Genomic DNA, 22599 nt, shown 5'->3' with positions numbered 1-22599 from the left:
GCTATTCTTCGTAATGAAAGATTAACGGGGTTAATGCAATTACTTAAAAGCGCATCAGAGAGCTTATAAGCATTTAAGTAATGGCACATGGAAATGCCGCAGTATCATTACCACGGCAGTGAGTTCTAGTTATATTTAGAACTTGTAGGTCAATGCAAAATAGTGAGCGAAGCCTGTTGTATCGCCTGCCCAACCGCCATCTTTCAGTGCATAAACATCTTTATATGCTTTTAGACCGTAGCCAATTGCATAGCGGTCTGAATGCCAGTAGATACCATTGAACATTGCGCCACCGTTTGTTGATTTAAGTTCAGATGGCTTATCGTCCACACCGAACTGATAATCGATGTAACCTTGGTAAGCGATAAATGAACCATTATCAAAGAACATGAAGGGTTTGAACCAGTTTGTTGATACTTGGTAGCCATCCCATTTTTTTTCATTGAGATCGTAAAGTCCATAGACATTAAAGCCAACTTTACCGAACCATGGCACCATAATGTCTGAGCCAATCCCCCAGAATGAGTTGTTTACATCTTGGCCACCTTCACAACCTACATCACTTTGTGAGCCGCTACAGCCACCACCCCAGTTAAATAAAGTGGCAAAATAAAGCTCCTGAACTGGGCCAAAGGAGAGATCTTTACCCGTTAAGCCATCTAAGGAGATACGTGGCGCAAACTTCATGAACATTTTCGAGTCGTCACTTTTATCTGAGCTAGAGCTGCTCGTTAAGTTAAACACGTCGATATAGCCGTAATAATCTAAAATCCCTGCTCGACCACCAAACTCAAGTTCTAAATAGTCATGGCTCGATTTGCCCGGCAGCTCATCAACGGCATACATTAAATTGCCTTGCATCCATTTATAATCGTTTTTATGGGTATCACCATCGCTATAATCTGCAGCGAAGGCGGTTGAGGTGAGTGCCATGGTCGTTAAGGCTAATAATGATTTTTTCATAGTAATTCCCTGTTGTCTTATGTGCACAACTTCTAGCTGAAGTTGTTATTTTTATTAGATAAGTTGAATGATGAGTGACACTGCATAGCAACTATTAGCGAGTGTTGTCTCTTTTTTATTCAGCGATAATTGAATCTAGTGCAATTAGAATCATCTCATTAAAGCTAGTTTGGCGCTCGTCAGAGGTGGTTTTTTCACCCGTACGAATATGGTCAGAAACAGTGCAAATACAGAGGGCATTCGCGCCAAATTCAGCGGCAACACCATATAAACCAGCGGCTTCCATCTCGACCCCTAAAATATTATATTTTTCCATCACATCGAAAATGTTGTCTTCTGGCGTGTAGAAAAGATCTGCAGAATAAATGTTGCCTACCTTTGCTTTAATGCCGTGTGCTTTTGCCGAATTTACGGCTTTTTCTAGGAGTTCGTAACTAGCAATAGCAGCAAAATCATGATTATTAAAACGGGTTCTGTTTACTTTAGAATCGGTGCATGCTCCCATGCCGATAACAACGTCTAATACTTTGATATCTTTATTCACTGACCCACAGCTACCAACTCGGATAATATTTTTTACGCCATATTCACGAATTAACTCTGTGGCATAAATTGAGCAGGATGGGATCCCCATACCACTTCCCATTACCGAAACACGTTTACCTTTGTAGGTTCCTGTAAAACCGAGCATGTTACGCACATCGGTGACCTGTACAGGGTTCTCAAGAAAGGTTTCTGCGATATATTTTGCGCGTAGTGGATCGCCTGGCATTAAAACAGTTTCTGCGAAAGCGCCATCTACGGCATTAATATGTGGTGTAGTCATTATTTTTCTCCAGTTATACTTATTCAGTATTTAATTATTTAAAGATGCTTGGATGTTTGTGCCGTATTGAAGTTTAGGTAAACCATGATATTCGGCGATCGTTTGACCTATATCGGCAAAAGTTTCTCGTAGCCCAACGGGGCCCGCTTTAATCGATTTGCCATAAAAAATAACGGGGATATGTTCACGGGTATGATCCGTGCCATGCCAAGTTGGATCACAACCGTGATCTGCGGTGAGTACTAATAGGTCACCTTCCTCCATTAACGCCAACATTTCAGGTAAACGTTGGTCAAAATATTCAAGGCCAGCGGCATAACCTGCGGTATTGCGACGATGGCCAAAGTCCGCATCAAAGTTGACGAAGTTAGTGAAGATTATCGTTTGATCATTTGCATTTTTTAATGCCTCTAAACTAGCATCAAATAAGCCTTCTATTCCATTCGCTTTAACGGCTTTAGTAATGCCTTGGGCTGCGAAAATATCTGAGATTTTTCCAATGCTTACGACTGAACCGCCCGCATCCTTCATTTTATCTAAAAGGGTTGCGGCTGGTGGCGTGACGGAATAGTCATGGCGATTGGCTGTGCGAGCAAAATTATCACTTTTATCACCGCTAAACGGACGCGCGATAACACGGCCTATATGGTATTCATCCACCAGTTCGCGGGTGATTTCACAAAGCTTATAAAGTCGCTCTAAGCCAAAACTCTCTTCATGACAAGCAATTTGAAAAACACTGTCTGCGGAGGTGTAAAAGATAGGTTTACCTGTCTTAAGGTGCTCTTCACCCAACTCTTCTAAAATAGTTGTACCAGAGGAGTGACAATTCCCTAAGTATCCGGGTAAATCTGCTCTTTTTACTATCTCATCGAGTAGCGATTGTGGAAAACTATTCGCTTTCTTTTTAAAATAGCCCCATTCAAATAAGGCCGGTGTACCGGTAATTTCCCAATGTCCACTTGAGGTATCTTTAGCCGTTGATAACTCTTTCGCAAAACCGTACGCTGCAATCGGTTCAACGCTATTATCTAGTCCTTCAGGGAAATAAGATGAGCTATCAAAACAGGCGCGACCGATGCCTAATTTATTTAAATTAGGTAGATTAAGAGGCCCTTTTCTACCAATGTTCGCGTTGCCTTTTGCACACTCTTGAGCAATATGCCCGAGGGTGTTTGCACCTGCATCGTTAAAGGATGTACCATCGGCTAATGAACCTATAAATTGGTCTGCATCGGCGCTAGCGCCGATACCAAAGGAGTCGAGTAATAAAATAATGGTACGTTTCATTAGTATGCTCCTGGTTGTGCTTTTTTATTGGTTAAATTTAATTCAGAGAGGAGGTTGATTAGTAGACTTGATGCACCGAAGCGGAAGTGATCGCGGTTAACCCAATCATCACCCATAATCGAACGGGCAAGTTGTAAATAAGCGTGTGCAGCTTGTGCATCTTTAACACCACCCGCGGCTTTGAAGCCGACGTCACGACCGGATTCTTTGATTGCTTTTAGCATTATTTCTGTTGCTTCAATAGTGGCGTTGACGGGGACTTTACCCGTTGATGTTTTGATAAAGTCTGCACCAGACTCGATGCAAATATCACTTGCTTTTTTAATGAGTTCTGCTGTTTTTAATTCACCGGATTCGATAATCACTTTTAGTGTGACGTTATCGCCACAAATTTCGCGGCAACCTGTAACAATGGCTTTTCCTATTTCACTATTGCCAGCCATTAGCGCGCGATACGGGAATACAACATCAACCTCATCTGCGCCATAGGCAACTGCAGCGCGCGTTTCGGCCAAAGCAATCTCTAAATCATCATTACCATGAGGAAAATTAGTGACCGTTGCTATTTTTATATGCGGTGTGTTTTGTAATGCTAATGTTTTGCGTGCAATTGGGATAAAACGCGGATAAATACATACGGCAGCAGTGTCACCGGCAGCAGTTTGCGCATCTGCGCACAACTGCATTACCTTTTGGTCCGTGTCGTCATCATTTAATGTCGTTAGATCCATCAATTTAATGCCTTCCATAGATGCTTTTTGTAAATCGCTCATTGTTTTGATCCTTATTTGAAGGTGCTTACCGCTTAATGTATTAATAAGCCGCAAGCACTGAAGAGTGTTTATAGATTAGGCGACGCTTAGCGCATAGAAAATACCAACTAGGCAGGCGCTCATGAAGTTAGATAATGTACCCGCGAGTACCGCTTTTAACCCTAAACGTGCAATATCAGGACGACGACTTGGGGCTAATACGCCGAGACCGCCAAGAAGAATCGCCATCGAAGATAAGTTGGCAAAACCACATAGGGCAACGGTAATAATCACCTGTGAATGTGCGCTTAAGCTTTCTTTGATTGAGACAAAGTCGATGTAAGCAACAAACTCGTTCACCACCAGTTTTTGACCTAATAAGCTGCCTGCTTGTATTGCTTCTGACCATGGGATCCCAATTAAAAAGGCAATCGGCGCAAACAGGTAACCAAGAATCTGTTGTAGGGTAAGTGCTTCAACACCAAATGCGCCACCAACAGCACCTAATATCGCATTGATTAAGGCGATTAATGCGATAAACGCGATCAACATGCCTCCAACATTCATTGCTAAATGTAATCCTGATGATGCACCTGAAGCTGCTGCATCAATAATATTGACAGGTTGCGCTTCAGCATCGGCTGTTAATTCTTCAACATTTAATTGATCCATTTGATCTTTTGGTGTGCCCGTTTCTGGCTCTAATAATTTAGCCATTAACAAACCACCGGGTGCCGCCATAAAGGAAGCGGCAATTAAGTATTCAAGGCTAACGCCTAATGATGCATAACCCGCTAATACCGCACCAGCAACAGATGCAAGCCCACCAGACATCACAGCGAATAGTTCGGAACGAGTCATCGATTTAATAAAGGGTTTAACCACCAATGGCGCTTCTGTTTGTCCAACAAAGACATTTGCCGCAGCGGACATTGATTCGGTACGGCTCGTACCGAGTAATTTTTGTAGTGCGCCACCAAAAATTTTAATAATAAATTGCATGACACCGATATAGTAAAGTACAGCCATCAGTGATGCGAAGAAGATGATTATCGGTAAGACCCTAAAGGCAAATACAAATCCGCCACCACCAAAGACCTCAAACATTTTGCCTGATACAAGTCCGCCGAAAAGGAAACCGATACCTGCATCAGCACTACTAATAACAGCTTGTACTCCATCGGATATACCACCTAATACAGCAGCACCCGAATCTGTAAAAATAATGATTGCAGGGATGATGGCTTGTATTAAAAATGCACCACCGACAGTGCGTAGATTTATCGCTTTTCTGTTACTTGAAAATATGACCGCAATTATAATTAGTGACATAATTCCCACTAAACCCATTACAATTTCCATTATTATACTCCGTTGTGTGTAGTGATGTTGAGCCTGTTAACTAGCGTATCTAATTAACAGGATTCGCTATTTTTGCCTATTTCGTTATGCCAACAACGTATGATTATCATTGTCTAGCGCGTATTAAATATTTATATTTTTTTGTTTGATGACCAACGCCAAGAAGTTTATGTATTAATTTGCCTCTAAAGTGTGACCTGCATCGATAGAAGCTCATTTATTACAGTAATTTCCTTTTGATTAACATAATCTGTTGTTGTGGCGGTGCGTGTTTTAGGAGCAAGTTATTGATTAAATTTAGAACAGATTTTAATAGCTGTAAAACGGTAGCTTGTAATAACTTTGGCGTTATAGCGAGTCCCGACTACATCTACAGAAGTCGCCGTTTAGGCTATTTATCCATTGAGTGTAAGGTTTGTGGCAGTAATCCTCCTTGGGTGAATAATTGGCTTGTCGCAAGTTCTTTAGATGAAAAAATTAACTTTCATTTAAGCAGAAAAATAGGCGGTTGCCCTATTTGTAACCACAACTTTTTTATTGGAGGAGGGCAAGAATCTATACGGCATGGCTTCACTTCTGCGGGAATACAACGTAAAAAATGCAACCACTGCCATGCTGTTTTCACCTTGCCGCAAGATAAAAACAGAGCGTTATATCAATTAATGATAGCTGCAATTTCATCTGCCAAAAGTAGCCATGAAGTCATTAAGGAGCTTGGCATAAGTGCTCGTTTATTTTATTTTTATCTTAATAAATTAGCTATTATTCTCAGTAACTTCAGCAGAATGCTCGAAGATAAGGGGCTTGTTGGTGATGATCTTTCCTTGCACAGTGAAGGGCGTGTGTTACAGCTGGCCTATCAAAGAGGCTTTTATTATTTAATTACTTCCCATAGCGATAGTGGCTACGTGTTGCTACAGAGTCATAATTTAACTAAACAAAAATTAAAACCCGAAGATACCTATAGCAGCAAAAGAAATAGCATAATTACTTCTCCAAAAGAGCAAAGCATCACTCATATTTTAGCTAGCCGTTATCAACAAAATATGCAAAGAGAGCATTTTGAAAAGCTGTTGGTTGGTGAATTGCACCCCTTAAGTAGATGCTCTTTGTTATTCCCTAGTACCTTAGCTTATGTTCACTTTCAGTTATTGACGGCATTTACCTTTCGAGCCCGGCAATATTCACATTATATTGAACATGAGAGTAGTTTACGTGCAGCTGCTTTGATGGCCTCTTATCCTGAAATTAAGCAAGGTCATGCGAGTATTTATTATTTTTTACCTGTTCAGGATAAGCATGAACATCTACAGGGTAAAAAAATGGGCTGGTGGAAAGACAGGTGGTTTAGCTATGGAGAGGGGGCTTATTCTCCTATTGTCGGTGATGAGCTGGCGGTGAGTGATGGTCATGTCATTGCTAATGATGCAGCGGATGAATTTCATCATTACCTACAGCGACACCTAAATGATAAGATTAATAGCCTTGCGGTACTTGATAATATATCAGAGATTCATAGAGTTATATTTAACTATTGTGAGTTAAAAGAGGGGAAATCACGAGCTAATAGAATGGCGCTTTGTAAGCAAAGGTATACACCTGCATCATTATTAGATGCGGCATTAGATTTACTTATGGTTGGTTAATATTTGCTTACTTAAAAGGCAATTTTATACTGTGCTTTTATTTTTGATTCATATATAATCCGCCCCTGAAATTTAACGATAAATACGTGTGGTACTTTATTGGATGAAATAATTCATGCAAATAGAGCAGCGACACGGCCCAATAGAGGTTTTCCAAATGAAAAAAGCAACTCACCCAGAATATGAGCAAATCACTGCAACTTGTTCATGCGGTAACGTAGTTAAAGTTGGCTCAACAGCTGGCAAAGATTTAGCGCTAGATATTTGTGGTGCATGTCACCCATTCTACACTGGTACTCAACGTGTTATTGATACTGGTGGTCGTATTGATAAATTCAAAAGTCGTTTTGGTTCACTTAAAAGCAAATAATCCTTATCGATTATCTGTTTTTTCGAAACGAGTTTTAAAAGGTGCCGATGGCACCTTTTTTTTATCTTTTTATGGTGTGAATTTATCGATGATATTAAAAACTCAACCAATCTGAGCTTTTTAATGTAAGGATTATTCAGTTACTTTTAAAAAATAAAGTCCAGCTAAATCATTATGGATGCCCGCTAAAGTGATCTGAATCTCATCCATGTATTCATGCAAGTTACCTTTTTTAAGCGTTGCAACATCATCTGCTGCCAAATCACTAATGGCTTTATCAATAGGTATGATTATTTCCTCAGAGTTAGGCAAAGAGGTAACTAAAGACTTAACTTGTTCTAAACAATACAAAATAAATCTCGGGAAAACATGACTGTGCAATATAAATTCAATAACATCTGCACGTTGAACACGTACGCCCATCGCTTGACGATACATTTGATAAGCGCTCATTGAGCGTAATAAACTAATCCATTGAATGTTTTCATAGGGTTTAGCTTCTTCACTGGTAATCAATGTAGCTGAACGAATATCTAATATGCGCGAGGTCATATCTGCACGTTCAATCATTAATCCGAGACGAATAAAAGTATAACCGAGATCGTGATTAATGGATGCATCGAGAGAGCCGAATATTTGGTGCGCAGAATTAATGATAGTTATTAAGTAGGTAAATCTTTCTCCCTTGCTTAAACCATCATTTTGATTATCTTTTACATAATAATACAAAGAATTTATCGCTTCCCATACATCTCTGGGGATGACATCTCGAATAGTACGTGCACTTTCTCTAGCACAACTAATCGAATTTAAAATAGAAGAATAGTTATCTTTTCCAACTAATAGGAAGCGTAACGCTTTAGCTTCAGAAAAATCTGAGTGCTTTTCTAAGTAAGATTGACGTGCTCCAATAATATCAATTAACGGTTCCCAACCCGTACTCACCCCTTTCGGTAAGTCCATCATTAACATATTATTCACGTTAATTAAGCGAGCAATATTTTCCGCACGTTCAATATAACGAGAGACCCAATATAAAGTTTCACCGACTCTTGATAACATATTATTTATCCTCCTCGTCTACTATCCATGTATCTTTGCTACCGCCACCTTGCGATGAATTCACCACCAACGAACCTTTTACCATTGCAACACGTGTTAAACCTCCCGTTGTAATTTGTGTTTCTTTACCTGATGATAAGATAAAAGGTCTTAAATCTACATGGCGACCACTAGGTGTAGAGCCCTCTAATGTTGGAACCGTGGATAAATTTAATGTAGGTTGAGCAACCCAGTTACGGGGATCTGCTTTTATTTGTGCAATCGTTTTCGCTTGTTCTTCTTTGTTTGATTTTGGACCGATCAATAATCCATAACCACCTGATTCATTAGCTGGTTTAACGACTAATTTATCGATATTTTTAATAACGTGATCGCACTCTTTTGGGTCAAGACATTTAAAAGTAGGCACGTTTGCTAATTTGGCTTCTTCCCCTAAATAATACTTAATCATCTCGGGTACATAAGCATAAACAACTTTATCATCTGCAACACCTGCACCCGGGGCGTTAACCAGTGCAACATTGCCCCTGGACCAAGCACGCATTAATCCAGGAACACCTAACTGAGAGTCAGCTAAAAATACTTCTGGGTCTAAGAAAAGATCATCAATACGACGATAAATAACATCGACACGTTGCAAACCAGTGATGGTTCTCATATAAACACAATCATCGTTTTCAACGACTAAGTCACGACCTTCTACAAGTTCACAGCCATCTGTTGAGCAAGGTAACAGTGTTCAAAATAAGCGGAGTTAAACACTCCAGGTGTTAATACCACAACTTCAGGTTTATCTTGTGGGCGCGGTGACATTGCGGCGAGCATATCGAATAGTTGAGAAGGGTAATCGTCAACTGGCAAGATAGACACTTTTTCAAATAACGCGGGGAAAACACGCTTCATCACAGAGCGATTCTCAAGCATATAAGAGACACCAGAGGGGACTCGTAAGTTATCCTCCAGTACATACATAGTACCATTACCATCTCGAACTAAATCTGAACCACAGATATGAGCCCAAATTTTATTAGGTGGGTTGATGCCTACACATTGAGGGCGGAAGTTTACTGATTTCTCTAATAAACCTTTTGGAAATACGCCATCTTTAATTATTTTTTGATCGTGATATAAATCATCAATAAAGAGGTTTAGCGCTTCAACACGTTGTTTTAAACCAACTTCGATACCTTGCCATTCCGTTTTCCCAATTGTCCGAGGAATTAAATCGAGCGGCCAAGCCCTATCAATCATGCTGCCTTCATTATAAACAGTGAAGGAAATTCCCATTTCTTTAATGGCCAAATCAGCGACGGCCCTTGCTTTCTTTAATTCTTCACTTGATAAATTTGAAAAAAATTGAGCTAACTGCTTTCCGTGTGGTCTCACATTTCCTTTATAATCGATTAATTCATCAAAAAAACCATTTGTTTGATATCCTTTCCAATCAATTTTCATACACTTACCGCCTTGTTATTGCTCATATTTATATATTGTCATAAAAACTAATCCAATCGAACCATATCGACCGCTACATCTAATAATTGTGAACCACCACCAAACACCACACCTTTAAGTGGTGTGACATCTGAGAAATCTCTTCCTACTGCTAAAGTGATGTGTTGATTAGTCGGTAACGCATTGTTAGTTGGGTCAAAATCAACCCAACCATAATTAGGCACAAAAACAGCAAACCAAGCATGTGTTGCATCGGCGCCTTCTAATTTTACTTCGCCCTCTGGCGGTAGCGTCTCAATATATCCACTGACATATCTCCCTGCTAAGCCAATGCTTCTCAAACAAGCTAACGCAAAGTGTGCAAAATCTTGGCAAACGCCCCTTTTTTGTGCAAAAACAACGCTTAAAGGAGTGCTAATCGTAGTAAAACCAGGATCATACTGAAAGTCATGAAATATTCGTGCCATTAAATCAGTACAGGCTTCAATTAAATTTTTACCCTCTGTGAAAGAGGTTAATGCATAAGCTCGAATTCCCGCTTCTAAAGGAGTAAATTGGGAAGGTAATACAAATTCGGATACTTTTAAAAGCGTTGTTGTATTAGGTGTAGTTAATAATGCTTTGACTTTTTCCCAAGGCATATCAACTGCACTGAGATCGGGATTTTGTTGTTCTAACAACTCCACTTCACTGACCATTGTCACGGTCAGTTCTCGGTGCTGTTTTGCTATTTCAAAGACAGTGACTTTGTTATTAAAATAATCAGTATATTCATGCAAATAACTGCTTGGCGGTAGTATCTCAATATAACTACTATGGCAGATTTGTGACTGGTTTGTTTTTGGCGTTAAGCGAGCCTGATTCTGGCATAAGCTAACAAAATCAGCATAACGATAAGTAGTAGAATGTTTTATTTTATATTTCACGATTGTGCCTGCTCAATATTAGTCCAATTCAATTTAGTCGCGGTTTGTGTATGGGAAAAATATTGTAATAGTAGTACATCACAAAAAGTATTTAAGTTACTTCGAATATGGTGATTAAATTCTATTAATTGCAAACGCTTTGCATCGGTGCTTTTTTGTAAATAATCTCTTTCTGTCACGTAACATGTCGTTTTGGATAAAAGGATTGCTTTTTCATGTGCGGATATGACACCTGGACGACGTTTGGTCGGTAAATGTTGGCATAATAAACTAATTTGCTCTAATTGAAATAATAGCGATCGCGGGTATTCTGCATCTAATAATAATAGTTCTAGTCCCGTTCCTATACTTTGATGCATTCTATAACGACGCTTATGTGTAACCAGACTGACCTGAGAAGTTAACACTGACTCTAATAAACCAATCTCGGCAGATTCTTCTAGCTCTTCGGTCAATAGAGCTGCGCTTAATGATGTAATTTGTATGCTGCGCTCAACTCGATGGCCCATTTCTAAGAGGAACCAACCGTTACTATTTGGCATGCAATCAGCAATTGAGCCATTAAATGCCATAATAGAGCCGATCACTTTATCAACGTGACTTTGTAATGTGCGTGATGACCTATCTTCAGTGAGCATTTTTAATGCATCAATTTGCTCATTAATATCATCAAGAATACGGCGGCTATCGTAAGATAATAACTCTTGAACCTGCACTGCGGCATTAGATAAATATTTTAAAGTATTAATAATACTACCCGCACATTGTTCATCCGCAAGTAGTTGAAAAGCCATCTCTTTCGCATCAGCAAGCGAGCATTCCTGTATTACAATTTCCTGTTCAATATAAGGATAAACAATATGTTGTGATCGTATTGCAGTATATAAACGAGTTGCAATAGAGTGGCGTATAATATCTGAGTAAATAGATAGTTCGGTATATCGTTCAATGAATACGCGTAAAATACGCACGGTATTTTCACATCGCTCTAAATAACGACCTAACCAAAAAAGGTGTTCGGCCGTCCGGCTAGAAATAACCCCTTCTAATAAGGTGACATCCATTCGTTTGCGAACAGGAGTAGGGGGCATAGGTTCGACGACGCTACCTTTACCAGAGGTATATATCCAGGTATCTTTTATCCAACCAGATGTATCAGGATGATCACTGCCGTCATTAGAGAAACAGAGAGCAGAGGGTAATACTTCGACACCATGTTCAGTGCTTATTGCATAGCATCGAAAAATCACCTGTTTCGAAATTAGTTGGTTATTACTCCAAAAAGGTGCTCGACTGAAAATGGGTTTATCTTGAAAATAATAATGTTCAGGGTGTTTATCGATCGCTAATTTTATTTTTTCAATATCAGTTTTTCCATCTAATTTAAATAGAGGGTCTTGATAACTTCTTAACTCTAGAGACCGCCAATCTAATAATGCAGCATCAGAGATAGCATGATAAGAGGGCTGGCCTAATAACAATGGTGTTTGTAATAGAGCTTGTGATAACTGTTCCAAATTAAACTGCACGGCTGGAGAGGATAATATGCCGCTTCCAAACGGATTCAATACTTTGACTGTATTTTCTCGTACAGCCTGTAACAGACCCGGAATGCCATGTAATGAATATTCTGTTTGCTCTAAGGAGTCAATGCATCGGTCAGGTAGCCAGCGTAAAATGACGTTAATTTTCCCCAAACCCTGTAAAGATTTTAAGCATACTTCTCCATTTCTCACGGTTAAGTCAGCACTTTGTACTAATGTATAACCAAAATAAGTAGATAGAAACGCATGTTCATTATAATTGGGATCGTCTATGCCTTGGGTAAGAATAACAACTCGGGGGTCATCCATATAATGAGTATATTCATTGATCGTTTCTTGAAAGGTTTTTAAGAAATTTTTAATCTGTTGTACATTACATTCAGCAAACTCTTCTGCCATCACTCGACGAGCAATAATACGACTTTTTAGTAACAGTCCAAGGCCAAGGGGACATTGGCAATGATCCGCTAAGACTTTGAATTGACCCGAAGGAGTACGGTATATATCTACAGCGGTAAAAAATAACTTTAATTCATTACTCGGCAGACTAAAACCTTCTCTGAGATAATTTTTATCTTGAAATAATTTCTGAGCGGGGAGCGAGCCGTCAATCAATAATTGTTGTTTACCATAAATATCTTGTTGGATGATATTTAATAGCGTTGTTCGTTGTTTAATTCCAGCTTCAATCGAACTCCAATCATCCTTAGATAACATAAAAGGTAATGGATCAAATTGCCATTGTTGATTACTTTCAAATTTGATATTACCCGTTTGCAATAATTGGCTAATTTCGATAGCTCGACTATTAACCTCTTCAGCAGTTAAGTTAGATAATCGATTAAACAACGTATCCCAATGTTCTGGATTCAAGCCACTGTAGTTAACTAACTCATCATGGTTGTGTGATTTATCGAGGTATAAGGATAGCCATTCAGGCATAGTACTATTTTTAATATACAAGCTGATCGCACTCCATGTTTAAGAAAATAATTGTCATTGTATAAATTGGATCTGGAAAAATTGATCATCCCACTTTAATTAATTTAAAAGTGGAATGATACAACTATTGATGCTTATTTAAAGGAAGGTTGTCGACGTAGATCTAATGTGTTTGGGTAATCGAGGTTAGTACTTTCCTCTTCAGGAACAACAAACTCACTGACCCCTGCATTGCTAAAACGATGCGTTACTGCCGATGGTGTCCAACTTGCTTGATCTGAGTTCAGTAATGAAGGTGTATGTCCATGTTCCAGAAACGTGCTACACGTCGTCCTTCAGCTTCAAAGGCATTTACAGGTAACGATTCAGGATTACGTCCACCAGCATGGCTAACGTGATACACAAAACCACCTAATGAACGTCCTTCCCAGGTATCAATCAAATCGAACGTAAGCGGTGCATGCACACCGATCGTTGGGTGTAATGCCGTTGGTGGTTGCCATGCACGGTAACGAATACCGGCAACCATTTCATCCTTCGCTTTACCTTTAACAGCTTTAAGGGGAACCCTGCGACCATTACAAGTAACGATATAACGGTCACTCATTGTACCTTGTACTTTGATTTGTACCCTTTCTAACGAAGAGTCTACATAACGCGCCGTACCTGAGCCCGTTGCCTCCTCACCTAATACATGCCAAGGTTCAATAGCCGTTCTTAGTTCTAATGTGACATTATCCAGTTCACGCGTACCACAAACTGGGAATCTAAATTCAAAGAAAGGGTCTAACCAGCTTAATTGGAATCCAAAACCCGCTTGTTGTAAATCACGGCTTACTTCTGCTAAATCATTTTCAACATATTGCGGTAATAAGAATTTATCATGCAATTCTGTCCCCCAACGAACGAGAGGTTTGTGATAAGGCTTCTTCCAGAACCAAGCTAACAGAGTACGTAACAGTAACATCTGTACTAAGCTCATTTGTTCATGAGGTGGCATTTCAAAGCCCCTGAACTCTACGATACCTAAACGCCCCGTTGCCGAATCAGGTGAATATAACTTATCAATGCAGAACTCAGCTCGATGCGTATTGCCGGTTAAATCGACCAATAGATTACGTAATAATCTATCTACTAACCAAGGAGCAGGCACTTCACCTTCAGGCATATGTGAGAAGGCAATTTCCAACTCATACAATATTTCATCACGCGCTTCGTCTACCCTTGGTGCTTGGCTTGTTGGGCCAATAAACAGACCAGAAAATAGGTAAGATAGTCCTGGATGATGCTGCCAATAAGTAATGAAGCTTCTTAGAATATCTGGGCGACGTAAGAACGGACTTTGATCAGGTGTTTCACCCCCTAAGGTTACGTGGTTACCACCACCTGTCCCCGTATGGCGACCATCAGCCATAAATTTATCGGTGCCTAAACGTGATTGTTTAGCTAAACCATATAAGGTTGTTGTTCTTTCAACTAATTGCTCCCAAGATTTAGACGGATGAATATTCACTTCGATAACGCCAGGATCTGGCGTTACCGCGTATTTTTCAACACGACTATCTTTAGGTGGTGTATAGCCTTCAATTACTACAGGTATTGCTAGCATTTTAGCGACACTTTCAACGGCAGTTAAAATCGCTAAATAATGTTCAAAGTGACTGGTTGGCGGCATGAAGACATATAAGCGTCCGCATCTGACCTCAAGTGCCAGTGCCGTTTTAATCATCTCTTTGCCGATAATACCTTTTTTCGTTTTCTTGGTTTTCGCAAAGCTATCAGGAATATCAAACGGGTCGCGATCGATAATATTATCTGACCAAGGAAGACTATCTAAAGGTAAACGATAACCTAATGGTGATTCACCAGGTAATAAGAAGCAGTGACCACGTTTAAATTCCCAAACGCACGACTGCCAACAATGTTTGCCATCATTCCATTGTAAAGGCAGCACATAACCAACTGGTTTTTCTATCCCTTTTTCCATTTTAGCTAAGAAACCTTTACGGCTCATTGCATCTAATACTTCAGGTTGTTTTGGACCAATTTCAGTAGGTAAAGACGCTTCTTGCCACATATGGTAAAGAATATCTTCGTAAGCAGTGGTTAAGGCTGCTTTACCTAACCCTAATGCATCACTTAACTTTTCAGCAAATTTCTTACTATCTTTATGATCTAATTTATAATCTTTATTGGGATCTGCTAATAAGTTGGCGTCTTTCCATAGTGGCGCACCATCTTTACGCCAATAACAGCCGTACTGCCAGCGAGGTAAAGGTTCACCTGGATACCATTTCCCTTGACCGTAATGAGTGAAACCGCCTTGCGTAAAGACTTTATTCATTTCTAAAAACAGATGATGTGCTAAGACTCTTTTTTCTTCGCCATCGGCTGCCGTATTCCATTGCGGGTGTTCCATATCATCAATAGAGATGAATGTCGGTTCGCCACCCATGGTTAAATGAATGCCCTCGTCATCATAAATATGATCAACTTTTTGCCCTAAACGGTTAATGGCAGACCACTGTGCTTCTGAATAGGGTTTTGTCACACGGGGATCTTCATGTACGCGAGTTACTTTGTTGTAGAAACTAAATTCTGATTCACACTTATCGATACCGCCCGTTACTGGTGCTGCAGAGCTGGTTTCTGGTGTACAAGCTAATGGTATATGGCCTTCACCAGCAAATAATCCAGAGGTTGGGTCAAGACCAATCCAACCTGCACCAGGAATATAAACTTCAGTCCAAGCGTGTAAATCAGTGAAATCCTCTTCAGGGCCGCTTGGTCCATCTAATGATTTTTGATCAGAGGTTAGCTGCACTAAATAGCCTGAAACAAATCGCGAAGCTAATCCTAAATGACGGAATAGTTGTACTAATAGCCAAGCTGAATCACGGCATGAACCCGTTTTTTTAGTGAGCGTTTCATTGGCAGTCTGAACACCAGGCTCTAAACGAATACCGTAATCCACTAACTCATAGATCGCCTTATTCACTGCTACTAAAAAATCGACACTACGTATCGGCTCTTTAGGTGTCAAAGAGGCAACTAACTCTAATAATTTCGGACTGGCTTTACGTTTTTTTAAATAGGGAGCAAGTTCCGCCTTTGATGTTTTGTCATAAACAAATGGAAACTCTTCTGCATACTCTTCTAAGAAGAAATCAAAGGGATTAATGACCGTCATTTCAGCGACTAGATCAACAGTAAAGCTGAACTCTGTCGTCGGTTCATTAAATACCACTCTAGCCTGATAGTTACCAAAGGGATCTTGCTGCCAATTAATATAGTGATCTTCTGGGGTGATCTTTAAAGAATAACTCTTAATTTTAGTACGGCTATGAGGAGCAGGCCGTAAACGAAATATATGCGGCCCCATTTTCACAGAACGGTCATATTTATATTCGGTATGGTGTGAAATACCAACAGTAATTGTCATCGACTAATTCCCCTTTGATGATATGAATCTATATAAATAACATGAAAATGTCATTTGGTGTTGATATATTGCATTATTTATTCCATTTGCATGAAATAGAGGAATTTATTCAAAATCGTTTAAATAGCCTATTTAAAAGCCATTTATCTAAAATTAGGAAGCGATGAAAATACAAATAACGCCCTCAATCGTGCAAACAACGCACTAAAATAGCACTAAATGAAGTAACCATCACATCAGGTTAATTTTAAAAACACAAATATTCTATGAACTAGCAGTGGGATAAAATGGGTAAGTATCAGTCTATGATGCATACCCCATGTTACATTAAGATAGCAAAGAATCTTGAGGTAACATGGGTATATATTGTCTATTTTTTATCGCTATCCATACAGTTAGCTGTCATATCTAGTTGTGCATCTTTCACTTCCGTGGTCACTCCATATAAGCCCAATAAGGTATGGAATAAATTATCGTGTGAAAACGACTGCTGTTTGGCTGCATCACTTAAACAGCTTTTATTGATTCCCTTTACATCGGCATAGCTGTCAGGGAGCCAGATAAATAAAGGAACTTTAGTTTGCTCTTCTGGTGCAAATGCGTAAGGCGTGCCATGAAGGTAGAGACCATTTTCGCCCAGAGATTCACCATGATCTGATACGTATAACATGACTACGTTATAACGATCTTCATACTCTTCTAATACTTTGATGGTTTTTGCTAATACATAATCTGTATAAACCAAGGTGTTATCATAAACATTAACAATTTCTTGATCGCTACAATTCTCTATATCGCTACGGCGACAGGCTGGTTTAAAGGTTTCCATTTCTGTTGGATAACGCTTCCAATAGGTCGGACCATGACTACCGATGAGATGAAAAGCAATTAATGAATCTTTTGCTGGTTGTGTTGCTAATTGCTCTTTTAATTTGTCCACTAACACTTCATCGACACAGACACTGCCATCACGAACGGGTTTGCACTGCTCGTTGAAACTTCTTCTTTATTAATGCGTTGTGCAACGTTTTTATGGCCGCCATCATTTTCATACCAGATCACATCGATACCCGCATGCTGCATAATATCTAAGACATTGCTCTGCGCGTTCACTTTTTTATGGTCATAATTTTTATGTGTTAAAGATGAAAACATGCAAGGCAATGAGTGCGCCGTTGCCGTGCCGCATGAAGAGACATTTTGAAATGAAATAATGGCTAAGTTTTCCGTGTAGGGATTGGTATTGCGTTCATAACCATTGTAGGCAATGTTTTCTGAGCGCGCGGTTTCACCGACCACTAATACCATCAATGTGGGTTTATTATTATCGCTTTTTATAATTTTTGCATCTTCACCCATGACTTTAAACGCGAGCGGTTTAACAAAGTAAGTATTGTTAATATATCTTCCTGCGTAGTAAAGATGTGTAGGTAGAATCATTTTATTGAGATAGTGATTATTGCGTCCAACTGAGGCGTAGTCCTTATAGAAGAAGGCTGCAATAATACCAAGAATAGCAAAGCCAATCACGATCATCCCAGTACGATGTAGTAACCCTTTTAGCCATGAATCAGTCCATTTTATCTCTACCAACGCGATAAATAGTGCAGGTATAAAAGCAAGGAAAAATAGATATAAAAAAGATCGCAGATTAATGTATGAATTAGCTTCCGCAATATTGGTTTGAAAAATATTTTCGACCATCGAATAGTCAAACAATACATTGTATTTCATCATCGCATAGGTCGCGCTTGCCGATGATAGCAGTATAAATATGATGACGGGTTTAAAAATATACTTAAACGAGAATAAGGTGAAAATAACCAAAAATGCACCCGTTAGCGCGGCAAATGGGGTCAGTGAAAAAATTACGTGAGCGGGATCGGCAAGCTCATGCATCCTCGTAATAAAAGGGAAATTGATCACAATGGCAAAGTATAATGAGGTGAGTAGTACAAGGGATTCAATACTCATTTTCACGGATAAGTGGTTGAGTAGTTTTTGTGGTAATAGTTTCAAATGGATTTCTTCTGTTGAATTATTTTTACTCATTCTCCGCTAATAAACTTAAGAAACGCTTAAGGAAAGGTTTATTTGATTTTTCAGTTATCTAATAAAAAAGCCCTGTATATAGACAGGGCTTTTTTGGTAAGAGTGGGAAGTGGACATTACATAGTAACAAACTCTTCCGATCCCGTTGGGTGAATAGCTACAACACTATCAAAATCGGCTTTTGTTGCGCCCATTTTCATTGCGACAGCAAACCCCTGAATCATCTCATCGACACTAAAACCGATACCGTGCAGACCAACGACGGTCTCTTCTGCGCCCGCACAGACCAATTTCATTTTGCATGGCTGGCGGTGTTGTGTCACTGCACTATACATCGCGGTAAAAGCCGACTGATAAACCTTAACATTGGCTTCGCCATATTGTGCAATAGCTTGTTGTTCCGTTAACCCAATAGTGCCAATTGGTGGGTGACTAAATACCACCGTAGGAATAAGGCTATAGTCCATTTTGGCATCCACTTTATTATTAAATAGGCGCTCAGATAACTGGCGACCCGCTTTAACGGCTACGGGAGTCAGTTCTACCCCTCCTTCCATAATATCGCCAACACAATAGATGCCCGGTATATTTGTCTCTTGGTAGGCATCAACTTTAATATAGCCAGCGTCATTGGTTGCGACACCTGCAGCGCTAAGATTAATGGTATCTGTGGCGGGGCTACGCCCGATTGCCCAAATCAGGGTGTCAACATTGCAACTTTTTCCATTTTCAAGGTGTAGGGTTAAACTACCATCGCTTTCTTTAACGATTTCTTTGGGGATAGAGTGGGTGTGTAAGCTCAAGCCCTCTTTTTCCATCACTTCAACGAGCGTTTCAATGATCATCGGGTCGAAACTGCGGAGAGGTGATTCTTTACGCACGAAAAGGTGAGTTTGCGTACCCAAAGCATGTAAGACGCCTGCAATCTCAACGGCGATATAACCAGCACCGACTACGGCCACGCGTTTAGGTTGTATTTTCAGATCAAAAAAGCCATTCGAGTCGATGCCATATTCAGCCCCTGCAATATTGGGGATAATTGGGCGACCGCCCGTGGCAATGGTGATATGTTTGGCGCGGTATTGTTTATCACCAACTGCAATCGTATTTTTATCAATAAAGGTGGCAAAGCCTTTGATCACTTCCACCTTGTTATTACCTAATACGCGGTCATAGGATTCATGGATACGACCAATATAGGCTTGGCGACTCTCTATCAGTTTTGCCCAATTAAATGCTTTTAGGTTCACGTCGAAACCATAATCTGGTGCGTATAGGTTAATCGCTTCGGCAATTTGCGCACCATGCCACATCACCTTTTTAGGGACACAGCCGACATTGACACAGGTGCCGCCCAATGCGTTGGCCTCGATGATTGCGACTTTTTGCCCATATCTGGCTGCACGGTTTGCCGATGCAATCCCGCCGCTGCCACCGCCAATACAGATATAGTCAAAATCAAAATTATTTTCGCTCATTGTTTTCTCCAACGCTTTGCGCTTTATGTTTATTTACAAACTACTTGATATGCCCAGCTTAACCAAGGTAATAGGGCTTTTAAGTCGCTTGCTTGTACGGTACTGCCGCACCAGATACGTAATCCACTTGGCGCATCTTTGTAGGCACCAATGTCATAGGCAACTTGATTATCGGCAAGTAATGTTATGAATTGTTTAATTTGTTGATCATCTAAGTCGAGAGATAGACATACACTGGTGTTAGAGCGAATCTGTGCATTCTCAGCTAAAAAGTGAATCCAATCATTTTCTGAGACAAAGGTCTCTAAGATGGCGAGATTTTGTTGCGACTTTTCGATGCTCGCTTGTACACCACCGATATCCGAGATCCAATCTAATGCATCTTGATAGTCTGCCACACAGAGCATAGAAGGGGTATTAATTGTTTCACCCTTAAAAATTCCCTCTAGCAATTTTCCAGCTGCAGTTAATCGGAAAATTTTAGGTAGCGGCCAGCTCGGAGTATAACTTTCTAAACGAGCCACTGCGCGTGGACTTAAAATGATCATGCCATGACCACCTTCACCACCTAATACTTTCTGCCAGCTGAATGTGGTGACATCTAATTTTTCCCAAGGCATTGGCATCGCAAATACCGCCGAAGTCGCATCACAAATAGTTAATCCTTGACGATCGTCGCGAATGAAATCGCCATTTTCAACCTTGACGCCAGAGGTTGTGCCATTCCAAGTGAAGACAACATCGTGATCGGAATTCACTTGCGATAGATCGGGTAGTTGCCCGTAATCTGCTTTTATCTCATTGACGTTTTGTAACTTAAGTTGCTTAGTAATATCGGCAAACCAACCTTGTCCGAATGACTCCCAATAACAGACATCAACAGGGCGCTCACCGAGCATCGACCACATGATCATCTCCATCGCGCCCGTATCAGAAGCGGGGACAATACCAACGCGGTAATCTTTAGGTAGCGCTAATAGCTTAGCGGTATCGTCGATCACTTTTTGTAACGCATTTTTGCCAAGAGCGGAACGGTGCGAACGGCCTAACGTCGCAATATCTAACTGCTTAATATCATAACCGGGGCGTTTAGCGCATGGGCCAGATGAAAAATTAGGGTTAACTGGTTTGATAGCTGGTTGCAGGTTACTCATTGTTTATTATCCTTTAAAAAACAATCGATTATTTTTTATCATGGCATTTATTGTGCTGATAAAAGCATTATACGTAAAGTGGTTTAAAATTAACGAATTAAATTGCCTATACTAAGGTGGGAGAAAGGTTACGGCAAGCACTATATTGAGGTCAATATTGCCTTCATTGCATCATTTATTGCGCTGTTCATATGGGTGATCGCGATAGCTGTTTTTATTTTTGAGGGGGATAACAAAGATCTTATCATTAACGATTTATTCGTCGTGATAAATGAGCGAATATAGAAACACATTATGTTTTTTTAAAGTAGCCCACAACGGAGTTCAATGATGAAAACAGACCATGGGACATTACACTTTGAATTAGTAAATAATATATTAATGATTGAGGGGTGTGGCCCTTGGAATAAAGAAGCGATGATCCTTTCTCTTAGCAATGCGAATGTAGTACAGCGGTTGCGAACCCATGAAAAATGGGGGGTGATCGTTACCTTAAACGGAGATCCGATCCATACGCCAGAGGCCGCTGAGTTACTGGTTGAATACGTTAAATATGACAAACAAAACGGGCGTATCGCAACGGCTTTAATTTTAACTGATTGTACTGCTCCTGCGCTAGGTCAGCGTCATCTGAGTGATTTGTATAATCAGGCGGGGGAAGCCTATCAATTCTTCAATAATATTAACGATGCTAAAATGTGGATGACATCAATACTCGCGCAAGCTGAACAGTATGTTTATTAAGTGGTTATTTGGTATAAGGTTGATATTTTGGACTGTTTAATGGTCGCTTGGAATGCAAATGAGCAGGCATTAAAAAATTGGTTAGTAAAAAAAACAGGTGATTGCGAGTTGGCTCAAGACCTTCTGCAAGATGTGTTTATTAAAGCCCTACAAAATAAAGCGCGTTTTTGTACATTAGCGCACGCTAAAAGTTGGCTTTTTACTATCACTAAAAATACGCTCATTGATGCACATCGCAAAGCGAAGTTAGAAATGAATATCAATGCAGAAGTCAGTGTGCAACCAGAGCAGCAGCCGATTGTGAATTTACAACACTGTTTGATCCGCGTTTTGTGTGAATTAGATGAAAGTGACAAAGAGGCCATCGAGCTCTGTGATATACAGGGGCTTTCACAATCAGAATATGCACAGCATAAAGGGTTGTCGTTGAGCGCAAGCAAATCACGAATACAGCGGGCGCGAAAGAAATTGCGTGAGCAGATGATCATATCCTGTAAGGTGGAATTTGATCAACAGGGGGTTATCGCCTTTATACCCAGAAAATAATTTAAAAAATTTGCATCTTTTTACCTCCCTGTTCGTGTCTATAAT

Annotated in this window: 17 protein-coding genes and 1 pseudogene; 4 read left to right on the top strand and 14 right to left on the bottom strand. The window is 40.0% G+C overall.

Going from position 1 to position 22599, the window contains the following annotated elements; genetic code table 11:
* Window positions 1-135 precede the first annotated feature (135 nt).
* The 5 genes from AB2N10_RS11250 to AB2N10_RS11230 all read right to left on the bottom strand — a co-directional run bounded on the left by AB2N10_RS11250 (window position 136) and on the right by AB2N10_RS11230 (window position 5193).
* Window positions 136-963, bottom strand: a complete 828-nt coding sequence (locus AB2N10_RS11250; RefSeq protein WP_354625483.1) for an outer membrane protein OmpK — start codon at window positions 961-963, stop codon at window positions 136-138.
* A gap of 115 nt (window positions 964-1078) precedes the next feature.
* Window positions 1079-1789, bottom strand: coding sequence for a purine-nucleoside phosphorylase (gene deoD, locus AB2N10_RS11245; protein WP_354625484.1), 711 nt, complete (start codon window positions 1787-1789; stop codon window positions 1079-1081).
* A 30-nt stretch (window positions 1790-1819) separates the two neighbouring features.
* A complete protein-coding gene (locus tag AB2N10_RS11240; RefSeq protein ID WP_369433858.1) occupies window positions 1820-3079 on the bottom strand; it encodes a phosphopentomutase in 1260 nt (419 codons plus the stop codon).
* Window positions 3079-3852 (bottom strand): deoxyribose-phosphate aldolase, encoded by a 774-nt coding sequence (deoC, locus tag AB2N10_RS11235; protein ID WP_369433857.1) that lies wholly within the window; start codon window positions 3850-3852, stop codon window positions 3079-3081. The genes AB2N10_RS11240 and deoC overlap by 1 nt, the downstream gene beginning before the upstream one ends.
* A 75-nt stretch (window positions 3853-3927) precedes the next feature.
* On the bottom strand, window positions 3928-5193 hold the full coding sequence (locus AB2N10_RS11230; RefSeq protein WP_369433856.1) for a NupC/NupG family nucleoside CNT transporter: 1266 nt from the start codon (window positions 5191-5193) through the stop codon (window positions 3928-3930).
* Between the two features lie 287 nt (window positions 5194-5480).
* Here AB2N10_RS11230 and AB2N10_RS11225 point away from each other — a divergent pair, with 287 nt between their 5' ends.
* Window positions 5481-6839 carry a hypothetical protein gene (locus tag AB2N10_RS11225; protein ID WP_369433855.1) on the top strand — a complete coding sequence of 453 codons (1359 nt, stop codon included), beginning with the start codon at window positions 5481-5483 and terminating at the stop codon, window positions 6837-6839.
* 157 nt (window positions 6840-6996) lie between these two features.
* Complete coding sequence (rpmE, locus tag AB2N10_RS11220; RefSeq protein WP_354623683.1) at window positions 6997-7209, top strand: 50S ribosomal protein L31; 213 nt, start codon at window positions 6997-6999, stop codon at window positions 7207-7209.
* Between the two features lie 132 nt (window positions 7210-7341).
* Here rpmE and AB2N10_RS11215 read toward each other — a convergent pair whose 3' ends face one another.
* The 9 genes and pseudogenes from AB2N10_RS11215 to AB2N10_RS11175 all read right to left on the bottom strand — a co-directional run bounded on the left by AB2N10_RS11215 (window position 7342) and on the right by AB2N10_RS11175 (window position 21255).
* Window positions 7342-8271, bottom strand: a complete 930-nt coding sequence (locus tag AB2N10_RS11215) for an alpha-E domain-containing protein (protein WP_369433854.1) — start codon at window positions 8269-8271, stop codon at window positions 7342-7344.
* Between the two features lies 1 nt (window position 8272).
* Window positions 8273-9726: pseudogene (locus AB2N10_RS11210) on the bottom strand (circularly permuted type 2 ATP-grasp protein).
* A gap of 47 nt (window positions 9727-9773) precedes the next feature.
* Window positions 9774-10652: a transglutaminase N-terminal domain-containing protein gene (locus AB2N10_RS11205; RefSeq protein ID WP_369433853.1), complete on the bottom strand. Its 879-nt coding sequence runs from the start codon at window positions 10650-10652 to the stop codon at window positions 9774-9776.
* Window positions 10649-13159 (bottom strand): circularly permuted type 2 ATP-grasp protein, encoded by a 2511-nt coding sequence (locus AB2N10_RS11200; protein ID WP_369433852.1) that lies wholly within the window; start codon window positions 13157-13159, stop codon window positions 10649-10651. The genes AB2N10_RS11205 and AB2N10_RS11200 overlap by 4 nt, the downstream gene beginning before the upstream one ends.
* A 262-nt stretch (window positions 13160-13421) precedes the next feature.
* On the bottom strand, window positions 13422-16580 hold the full coding sequence (locus AB2N10_RS11195; RefSeq protein WP_369433851.1) for a DUF2126 domain-containing protein: 3159 nt from the start codon (window positions 16578-16580) through the stop codon (window positions 13422-13424).
* 370 nt (window positions 16581-16950) lie between these two features.
* Window positions 16951-17520, bottom strand: a complete 570-nt coding sequence (locus AB2N10_RS11190; protein ID WP_369433850.1) for a phosphoethanolamine transferase — start codon at window positions 17518-17520, stop codon at window positions 16951-16953.
* Window positions 17520-18632 (bottom strand): phosphoethanolamine transferase, encoded by a 1113-nt coding sequence (locus AB2N10_RS11185; protein WP_369433849.1) that lies wholly within the window; start codon window positions 18630-18632, stop codon window positions 17520-17522. The genes AB2N10_RS11190 and AB2N10_RS11185 overlap by 1 nt, the downstream gene beginning before the upstream one ends.
* A 116-nt stretch (window positions 18633-18748) precedes the next feature.
* On the bottom strand, window positions 18749-20110 hold the full coding sequence (gene gorA / locus AB2N10_RS11180; RefSeq protein ID WP_369433848.1) for a glutathione-disulfide reductase: 1362 nt from the start codon (window positions 20108-20110) through the stop codon (window positions 18749-18751).
* A 29-nt stretch (window positions 20111-20139) separates the two neighbouring features.
* Window positions 20140-21255, bottom strand: a complete 1116-nt coding sequence (locus AB2N10_RS11175) for a phosphoserine transaminase (RefSeq protein WP_354623677.1) — start codon at window positions 21253-21255, stop codon at window positions 20140-20142.
* A 336-nt stretch (window positions 21256-21591) separates the two neighbouring features.
* Between AB2N10_RS11175 and AB2N10_RS11170 the strand changes: the two genes are divergently transcribed.
* Both AB2N10_RS11170 and AB2N10_RS11165 read left to right on the top strand, forming a co-directional pair.
* Window positions 21592-22008, top strand: coding sequence for a hypothetical protein (locus tag AB2N10_RS11170; RefSeq protein WP_369433847.1), 417 nt, complete (start codon window positions 21592-21594; stop codon window positions 22006-22008).
* Between the two features lie 27 nt (window positions 22009-22035).
* Window positions 22036-22554, top strand: a complete 519-nt coding sequence (locus AB2N10_RS11165) for a sigma-70 family RNA polymerase sigma factor (protein WP_354623667.1) — start codon at window positions 22036-22038, stop codon at window positions 22552-22554.
* The last annotated feature ends 45 nt before the right edge of the window (window positions 22555-22599 follow it).

Origin of the sequence: Psychromonas sp. MME1 (genome assembly GCF_041080865.1) — a bacterium.
Lineage (GTDB): Bacteria > Pseudomonadota > Gammaproteobacteria > Enterobacterales > Psychromonadaceae > Psychromonas.
The sequence above is the reverse complement of the archived record's forward strand: the minus strand, read 5'-3'. Positions and strand labels throughout refer to the sequence as shown.